Source organism: Trichococcus palustris (genome assembly GCF_900114465.1).
Taxonomy (GTDB): domain Bacteria; phylum Bacillota; class Bacilli; order Lactobacillales; family Aerococcaceae; genus Trichococcus; species Trichococcus palustris.
In genome coordinates this window covers 54,686-62,433 of record NZ_FOTD01000016.1, presented here as the reverse complement: position 1 = coordinate 62,433, position 7,748 = coordinate 54,686, and the positions used below count along the sequence as shown (strand labels likewise).

Below are 7,748 nucleotides of genomic sequence, written 5' to 3'. Positions count from 1 at the left end.
TGCGCCGAGAACACCCGTGATTTCAATCGTGGGATGAATCGGCGCGGTCTTTTTTGTTCTTATGACAGCCTCGGCGTATAATTGGAGTAAAGGAGATGAGTTCAATGCTGCGATACAAAGCCTATCAATTCCGCCTCTATCCCAATCAGGAACAAACCATTCTGATTGCGAAAACCATCGGCTGTTCACGATTTGTCTTTAATCACTTTCTGGATCTCTGGAACACCACCTATGCGGAAACCGGCAAAGGCTTGTCCTATAACGCTTGCTCCGCCATGCTCCCCAAAATGAAAAGGGAAGAAGAAACCGGTTGGTTGAAAGAAGTCGACAGTATTGCGCTTCAGTCCTCCTTACAGCACTTAGCGGATTCGTTTACCCGATTTTTTAGAAAACAAAATGATAAGCCGAATTTTAAAAGCAAGAATAATCCCGTCCAGAGCTATACAACCAAAAACGTAAACAACAGCATTGAAGTAAAAGATAAACACATTAAATTGCCTAAGTTGGGCTTGGTTACATTTGCGAAAAGCCGCCAGCCTAAAGGCCGGATACTGAGTGCCACCCTCCGCAAAAATGCAAGCGGTAAGTATTTCGTGTCTCTTCTGTGTGAAGAAGAAATCTACGAATGGCCAAAAGCTGAGTCTATCATCGGGATTGACTTGGGTATCACGGATTTCGCCATATTTTCCGACGGCCAAAAAAAGGATAACGATGCGTTCACTTCCCAAATGGAGAAGAAACTGAAACGCGAACAACGCAAATTATCCCGCCGCGCTCTGGTCGCCAAAAAGGATGGCAAGGAATTGTTCCAAGCAAAAAACTACCAGAAACAAAAGCGAAAAGTGGCTCGTCTGCACGAAAAAGTGGCGAACCAACGGATGGATTTCCTGAACCGGTTGAGTACGGAACTCATCAAAAACCACGATGTGATCTGTATCGAGGACTTGAACACGAAAGGTCTGTTGCGCAACCACAAATTGGCCAAGAGCATTTCCGATGTCTCCTGGTCCAGCTTTGTATCAAAATTGCAATACAAGGCAGATTGGTACGGTCGGGACATCATCAAGGTGGACCGATGGTTCCCATCCAGCAAGTTATGTTCCACGGAAGGCTGCGGATATAAAGCCCCTTCGATGCCATTGACTGTCAGGGACTGGGTTTGTCCGATTTGTCATGTGCATCATGACCGCGACATTAACGCCAGCAGGAACATCCTGACCGAAGGTCTAAGGCTGCATGCCATGAAATAATCACCAAAGATAAGAACCGTAGGTACTACGGGGATAGCTTGGTAAACAAGGGAAACCGCTGCCGGCAAAGACATACACCGGCAAGGATGCCCTCTTCCCAAGAATCTCGTGACTTTAGTCATGAGAGGTTCAAAAAAATATAATTAGAACGAAATGAGAAGGGCAGGTGACTTATGTGCATTTTTCGCAAAAAATCCTTTTCTTCATCCGTCCATCACAAAATTTTTCCATGTAAGGAGGTAAGCAATGAGAGCAAATATACAAAGGATTCAGGACCACATCGAAACCATCGGCCGTTATACGGCTACCCCCGGTGAAGGAACGACAAGACTCTCCTACAGCGAGGAAGATCGATTGGCGCGTGCCTACATCAAACAACAAATGTCGCGATATGGCCTGGCAGTCCGCGAAGATGCTGTCGGCAACATCTATGGCCGTCTGGAAGGAACATTGCCCGGTGCTCCTGCCGTCATCGTGGGTTCCCATTTCGACAGCGTCCCGAACGGCGGTTCCTTTGACGGTCCAGCCGGCGTCGTGACGGGCTTGGAAGTCGCAGCGCTATTCCAGGAACAGCAGTTGGTCCCAGCCTATCCATTGGAAGTCATCGCAATGATCGAAGAGGAAGGATCGCGTTTCGGTGGAGGTGTATTGGGCTCCCGCATGATTGCCGGACAAGTGACCGCCGCACAACTGGCGGAAATGAAGGACGGCAACGGCATCTCCGCAGCCGAGGCGATGGCAATGCTCGGATTCCATGCGGAAAAGGCAGCTGATGCCCTCCGTACAGCGAAAGATACGAAAGCCTTCATTGAATTGCACATCGAACAAGGCCCCGTCCTGGAAAATGCAGGAGAAGATGTAGGGCTTGTGGATACAATTGTGGGTATGACGGAAATCCGGGTTACAATCGAAGGAAAAGCCGGACATGCGGGGACAACACCTATGCCTGGACGAGCCGATGCCCTTGCGGCGGCCGTGACCGTTATCCATCAATTGCCCGATTTGGCGCTGCAGGAGCAGGATGATACGGTGCTGACCGTCGGAAAACTGTCGGTTTATCCAAACGGTGCAAATGTTATCCCCAGTCGGGTGGTCTTCACTGTGGATATCCGTTCCAAAAACAATCAAACCATCCAACGCATCCTGAAAGATGTGCACAACCTTGTGGACAGTGTTGCAAGGGATGGGATCACTTGTGACATTGCGGACCTATTATATATGGAACCTGTGCACTTGTCGGCAAATATCCACGCTGTTCTCGTTGAAAACAGCAGGAAATTGGGGCTGAAATACCGGGACATGGTCAGCGGAGCCGGACATGACGCCATGATTTTCGCAGGCTTCACCGATGTGGGGCTGGTGTTCGTCCCAAGCAGAGGCGGCATCAGCCACACACCCGCCGAATGGACCGATTATGAACATCTGCAAAAAGGGATCGAACTTGTCTTTAAAACGATAGTGCAATTGACGGAAGCTACGGTATAATAAAAGCGGAACGGGTCGATGGAGCCAGGCACTTTCCCGGTCAGGGAAGCTGTGCTTTGCTATTGCAACCCAACAAATCCATTCACATAAGTAATTGTGGGGTAAATAAAAAAAGAGATCTTCTCATCGGCCGTTGTGCCGGCTGTAGAAGTCCTTTCAAGGAGGAAAAACATGGCTATTTGGTCAAATAATTATCACGGTTCAATGAACGAAAAAGCATTCCAATTCAACGCATCAATCGATGCAGATGCCCGTCTGGTCTATGCCGACATCGCCGGCAGCATCGCCCACGCTAAAATGTTGGGACATACAGGGATCATCCCTGCGGACGAAGCGGATGCGCTTGTCAATGAATTAGGCAAGATGAACGATGAATTACAGGATGGAACGTTGGCGATCGACTTTTCCGAGGAGGATATCCACAGTTTCCTGGAAGCTGAATTGACGCGTCGCCTGGGCGCAATCGGCAAAAAAGTCCATACCGGCAGAAGCCGCAACGACCAGGTCGCAACCGCGCTGAAACTTTACGCCGTTTCAGAATTGGATCACTTGACGACACTCGCAGCCAATGTTGTGCTTGCCTTGAGCGAAAAAGCGGAACAGCATCTGGAAACCATCATGCCTGGCTACACCCATCTGCAACGTGCCCAGCCGATCACCTTTGCGCATCATTTGATGGCATATGCGGAAATGTTTCTGCGCGATAAATCCCGTTTGGAAGACAACCTAGAACGACTTCTCCATTATATGCCTTTGGGAAGCGCCGCCCTTGCGACAACTACGCTGCCGCTTGACCGCGCGTATACTGCCGAAGCTTTGGGATTCAAAGACTTCTCCCAAAATAGTCTGGACGGCGTATCCGACCGCGACTATTCCTTGGAGCTGTTGGCGGACATGTCCATCATCATGGTCCATATTTCCCGTTTTGCCGAAGAAATCATCATCTGGTCTTCTCAGGAGTTCGGTTTCGTGAAATTAAGGGATACTTTTTCTTCCGGTTCCAGCATCATGCCGCAGAAGAAAAATCCGGATATCGCTGAATTATTGAGAGGGAAATCCGGCCGCGTCTTCGGCGACTTGATGGGCGTCTTGACCTTGATGAAAGGTTTGCCGCTTGCCTACAATAAAGACATGCAGGAAGAGAAGGAATTATTGTTCGATGCGCTCGATACCGTCATCTTCTGCCTGGAGATCATCCCGCCGATGTTGGGCGATATGGATGTCAATGCCGAAGCCATGCTGACGGCCTCTCAAAAAGGCTATTTGAACGCCACTGACTGCGCAGATTTCTTGGTCGAAAAAGGCGTTCCATTCCGTGATGCTTACCAAATCACCGGGAACATCCTTCAGGAATGCGAAGACAATAACCTTACGTTAGAAGATTTCCCTCTGGAAATGTACAAAAAGCATTCCGATGCTTTCGATGAAGGCATCTATAAAAAAGTGGATTTGAAGGAATGCGTGGTCCGCAGAAACGTTGCCGGCGGTCCTGCACCGGAACGCGTGAAGGAACACATCGATGCCGTAAAAGAAAAGCTGAAAGATTACCAAATCATTTCCTGATAGCTTTCCAGGCTGCAGGCGGTGAAAAAGCCTAACTTCATCGATCCAGGCTTTTGGAACACGATTAAGATAGGTTCCTATTATGCAGCTGGGGTTGGAACAGACATCATCTTTGATGATCTGTTCCGGCCCCAGTTTTGTTTTTCCGAAGACAAACAGATATTAGAATAGAAAAAAACTTGAAAATCGTTCCATTAAGAGATAAAATACATCCATGGATAAAACTTATCTACGAAAGGAGAACGATTTTATGAAAATGAAGAGCGGGGTTGAGCAAGCCCTTTGCATTATGATCATGTTGGCGACCCAGCTGGACAAGCGTCCCTTAAAGAGTACCATCTTAAGCAGACGGTTGGCCGTATCCGATTCCTATCTAAAAAAAGTGATGCGGGAGCTTGTCGTCTCAGGCTTGGTCCATTCCGAAGCCGGTAAAGACGGCGGATTCGTATTGAATAGGACACCGAAAGAGATTACCATACTGCACATCTATGAAGCGATCGAAGGGAAAGAGAGCTTTGTCCGGCCGACCAATTTGGCTGAAAAAGTTTTCCTCCATGCCGACAAGATAAAAACCAAAAAGCGGGAAGTCCTCGATGTTTTTTTCGATGCGGAACAGCAATTTAAAAACCGATTGCAAAAATATACGCTTGAATCTTTATTGGTTGAAGGCGCCGAAGAAGTAGAAAATGTTGATTGGGAAACAATCGCTTCGGCCACTGAAGGTTATTAATGATAAGGAAGTGCACACCCTTGATAAAACAAGAATGGAAGTCGATCTTCAACAAGAAAATGATGTTAGCTATTCTGTTCGGAATCAGTTTGATTCCCTCCCTCTACACTGTCATATTCCTCAGCTCCATGTGGGACCCCTATGGAAAATTAGCGAATCTTCCGGTTGCGGTAGTGAACCAGGACAAGGCCGTCAGCTATAACGATGAAAATTTGGCGATCGGCGACACGATGGTAGCGGGATTGAAGGAGTCGGATGCTTTGGATTTCGAATTTGTATCCCAAAAAGCAGCCGAAGCCGGACTGAAAGATGGCGACTATTACATGGTCCTCACCATCCCCGAAGATTTTTCGCAAAATGCGACCACCCTGCTGGATAAAACACCCAAACAGATGGAACTGTCTTACGAAACAAGCGCCGGCCATAGCTATATCGCTTCCAAACTGACGGCATCGGCAGCGAATGCAATCAAGGAGACCGTTTCAAATGAAGTGACGGCTATCTATGCCGAAACGGTATTTGCCGAATTGCAAAGCGTGGCCAACGGCATGCAAACAGCAGCTGATGGCGGCGCACAATTGAGCGATGGAACGCTGCAGATCAGAGACGGCAATGAAATCATCACCGCAAACTTGAATACATTGGCCGCAAGCACGCTGACATTCAAAGATGGCGCAGACAGCTTGAATGTCGGTCTGCAGACCTATCTGGATGGCGTCAGCCAACTGGATGCAGGAGCCGTTGCCTTGAATGAAGGGGTGGGCACACTGACCGCAAACATGCCAGCCCTGGCATCAGGCGTAGGCCAATTGACGAACGGCGCCGCTGATTTAGCTGATGGAAGCGGCACGTTGAGCTCCGGGCTATCAACACTAGCCACTAATACGGTCGCACTTTCGGCTGGGATGAGCAGACTGGATGATGGCATGGCCCAACTGACTCAGGGAAGCCGAGCTTTGATCGACGGGTTGAATGCACTGCACAACACGCTCTCCAGCGAAGAGCAGCAAACAAAATTGACCGCTCTGCAGGCCGGTCTTGACCAAATGAAGGACGGCCTTGAAACGTTGGACAGCCAATTACAGCATTCCACGCTCTCTACAGATCTATCCAATGCGATGGGCCAATTGAGCAACCTGTCTGCCATGGTTACCTCCGTCCAAAACGAGTTAGCCAGCATTATTGCGGCTGCTGACCCGACTGCAAATACGACTGCGATTTTGACAACAATCGAACAAAGCGGCGCAAATCTGACGGCTGAACAGGAATCGACCGTCCGCCAAGCCATTTCCGCTCAATTAGCAACCCTTGCAACCGAACAGGCCGGCTCCGTCCAAACAATTGGAACCGACCTGTCTGCCCTTTCCGGCCTTAAAAATATCGATGCCTCCACCATTTTGGACCAAGTCGCTGCTTTGCAGGCGGGCGTGAGCCAATTGTCCAGCGGCTACGGCAGCCTCTACAGCGGAACAAGCACATTGATCGCCGGATTCAATCAGCTCGGAACGAACAGCCAATTGTTATTATCCGGTGCCCAATCCTTGCAGACTGGCCTAGCCCAAGCGCAAACGGGCTCCCAGGCGCTTGCTTCCGGACTGTCGCAACTCTCTGAGGGTACACAACAACTAGCTTCCGGCGGGCAAAGGCTGACGGAAGGCAGTTCGCAATTAAGCTCGGGACTGCAAACATTGAATGCCCAAACGGGAACGCTCGTCTCCGGTACAAACCAACTGCAGGAAGGGACGCAAGCCTTGGCAAACGGAACAATGCAGCTGGTCGAAAATGCTCCCCAACTGAGCACCGGCACAAGTCAGCTTGCGGCTGGCGCCGAACAAATCCATTCCGGTTCCAGCCAGTTGGCCACTGGCTCACAAAAACTGGACGATGGTCTTTCCACGTTATTGAGCGGAACGACCGAATTGAGCACGAAACTGCAGGACGGCAGCACCGCTTTGAACGAGGTGAATGCCACTGAAGACACCTACAGCATGATGGCTGAACCGGTCATCGCGAATCAAACCGAAACGGCACCCATCGCCAACAACGGAACCGGCATGGCACCTTATATGATGTCCGTCGCCCTTTTCGTCGGCGCCATCAGCCTGAACCTGATGTATGATATCTACACGCCAAGAAAATATCCGAAAAACAGCTTCATCTGGTGGGCAAGTAAGATATCCGTCCTTGCGGCTGTAGGCGTTTGCCAATCCGTCATCATGGTCGGTCTCTTGCTTACCGTGAATGGTCTCGAGCCATCATCCGTCGGAAAAACCCTGCTTGTCACCATCCTGACGGCACTGACCTCGGTCTCGATCGTCATGCTGTTCAATCTATTGTTTGATAAAGTCGGATCATTCCTGATGTTGATATTCCTGATCCTGCAATTGTCAGGCTCAGGCGGTACTTACCCGATCCAGTTATCAAACAGCTTCTTTGAAGGCATCCACCCTTACTTGCCGATCACCTATTCGGTTGATGCCTACCGGCAATTATTCGGCATCGGTGGAAGCATTTCTTCGGACCTGTTCGTATTAATGGGAATTCTTGTTGCCGTAAACCTGCTGATCATCCTTTTCTATACGGTGAAACACAAAAAACTGCGGCAAGAAGATTTTGAGGAAGATCCTGAACAAGATGATTTTGAAACACAGTTGGCATAAGAGCCTGGACAGAAAATACCTGCTTCGATTCCATTATCTGGAACCGGAGCAGGTATTTTT

5 protein-coding genes are annotated in these 7,748 nt (G+C 49.3%); all 5 read left to right on the top strand.

Features of this window, described 5'->3' with window-relative positions; genetic code table 11:
* Window positions 1–104 precede the first annotated feature (104 nt).
* A complete protein-coding gene (gene tnpB, locus BM101_RS10695; RefSeq protein WP_093399863.1) occupies window positions 105–1,250 on the top strand; it encodes an IS200/IS605 family element RNA-guided endonuclease TnpB in 1,146 nt (381 codons plus the stop codon).
* A gap of 246 nt (window positions 1,251–1,496) precedes the next feature.
* The gene (locus BM101_RS10690; RefSeq protein ID WP_087033138.1) at window positions 1,497–2,735 is read left to right on the top strand and encodes a Zn-dependent hydrolase; all 1,239 of its coding nucleotides are present in this window, start codon (window positions 1,497–1,499) and stop codon (window positions 2,733–2,735) included.
* A gap of 171 nt (window positions 2,736–2,906) precedes the next feature.
* Entirely contained in the window at window positions 2,907–4,298 is a 1,392-nt protein-coding gene (argH, locus tag BM101_RS10685) for an argininosuccinate lyase (protein WP_087033137.1), read from the top strand.
* Window positions 4,299–4,548: 250 nt separating this feature from the next.
* Entirely contained in the window at window positions 4,549–5,028 is a 480-nt protein-coding gene (locus BM101_RS10680; protein ID WP_087033136.1) for an Rrf2 family transcriptional regulator, read from the top strand.
* Between the two features lie 20 nt (window positions 5,029–5,048).
* Window positions 5,049–7,688, top strand: coding sequence for a YhgE/Pip domain-containing protein (locus BM101_RS10675; RefSeq protein WP_177194484.1), 2,640 nt, complete (start codon window positions 5,049–5,051; stop codon window positions 7,686–7,688).
* Window positions 7,689–7,748: the final 60 nt, after the last annotated feature.

Excerpts from the sequence above, each read along its gene's own strand:
- tnpB (WP_093399863.1), top strand. The coding sequence starts at position 105 with ATGCTGCGATACAAAGCCTATCAATTCCGCCTCTATCCCAATCAGGAA.
- BM101_RS10690 (WP_087033138.1), top strand. The coding sequence starts at position 1,497 with ATGAGAGCAAATATACAAAGGATTCAGGACCACATCGAAACCATCGGC.
- argH (WP_087033137.1), top strand. The coding sequence starts at position 2,907 with ATGGCTATTTGGTCAAATAATTATCACGGTTCAATGAACGAAAAAGCA.
- BM101_RS10680 (WP_087033136.1), top strand. The coding sequence starts at position 4,549 with ATGAAAATGAAGAGCGGGGTTGAGCAAGCCCTTTGCATTATGATCATG.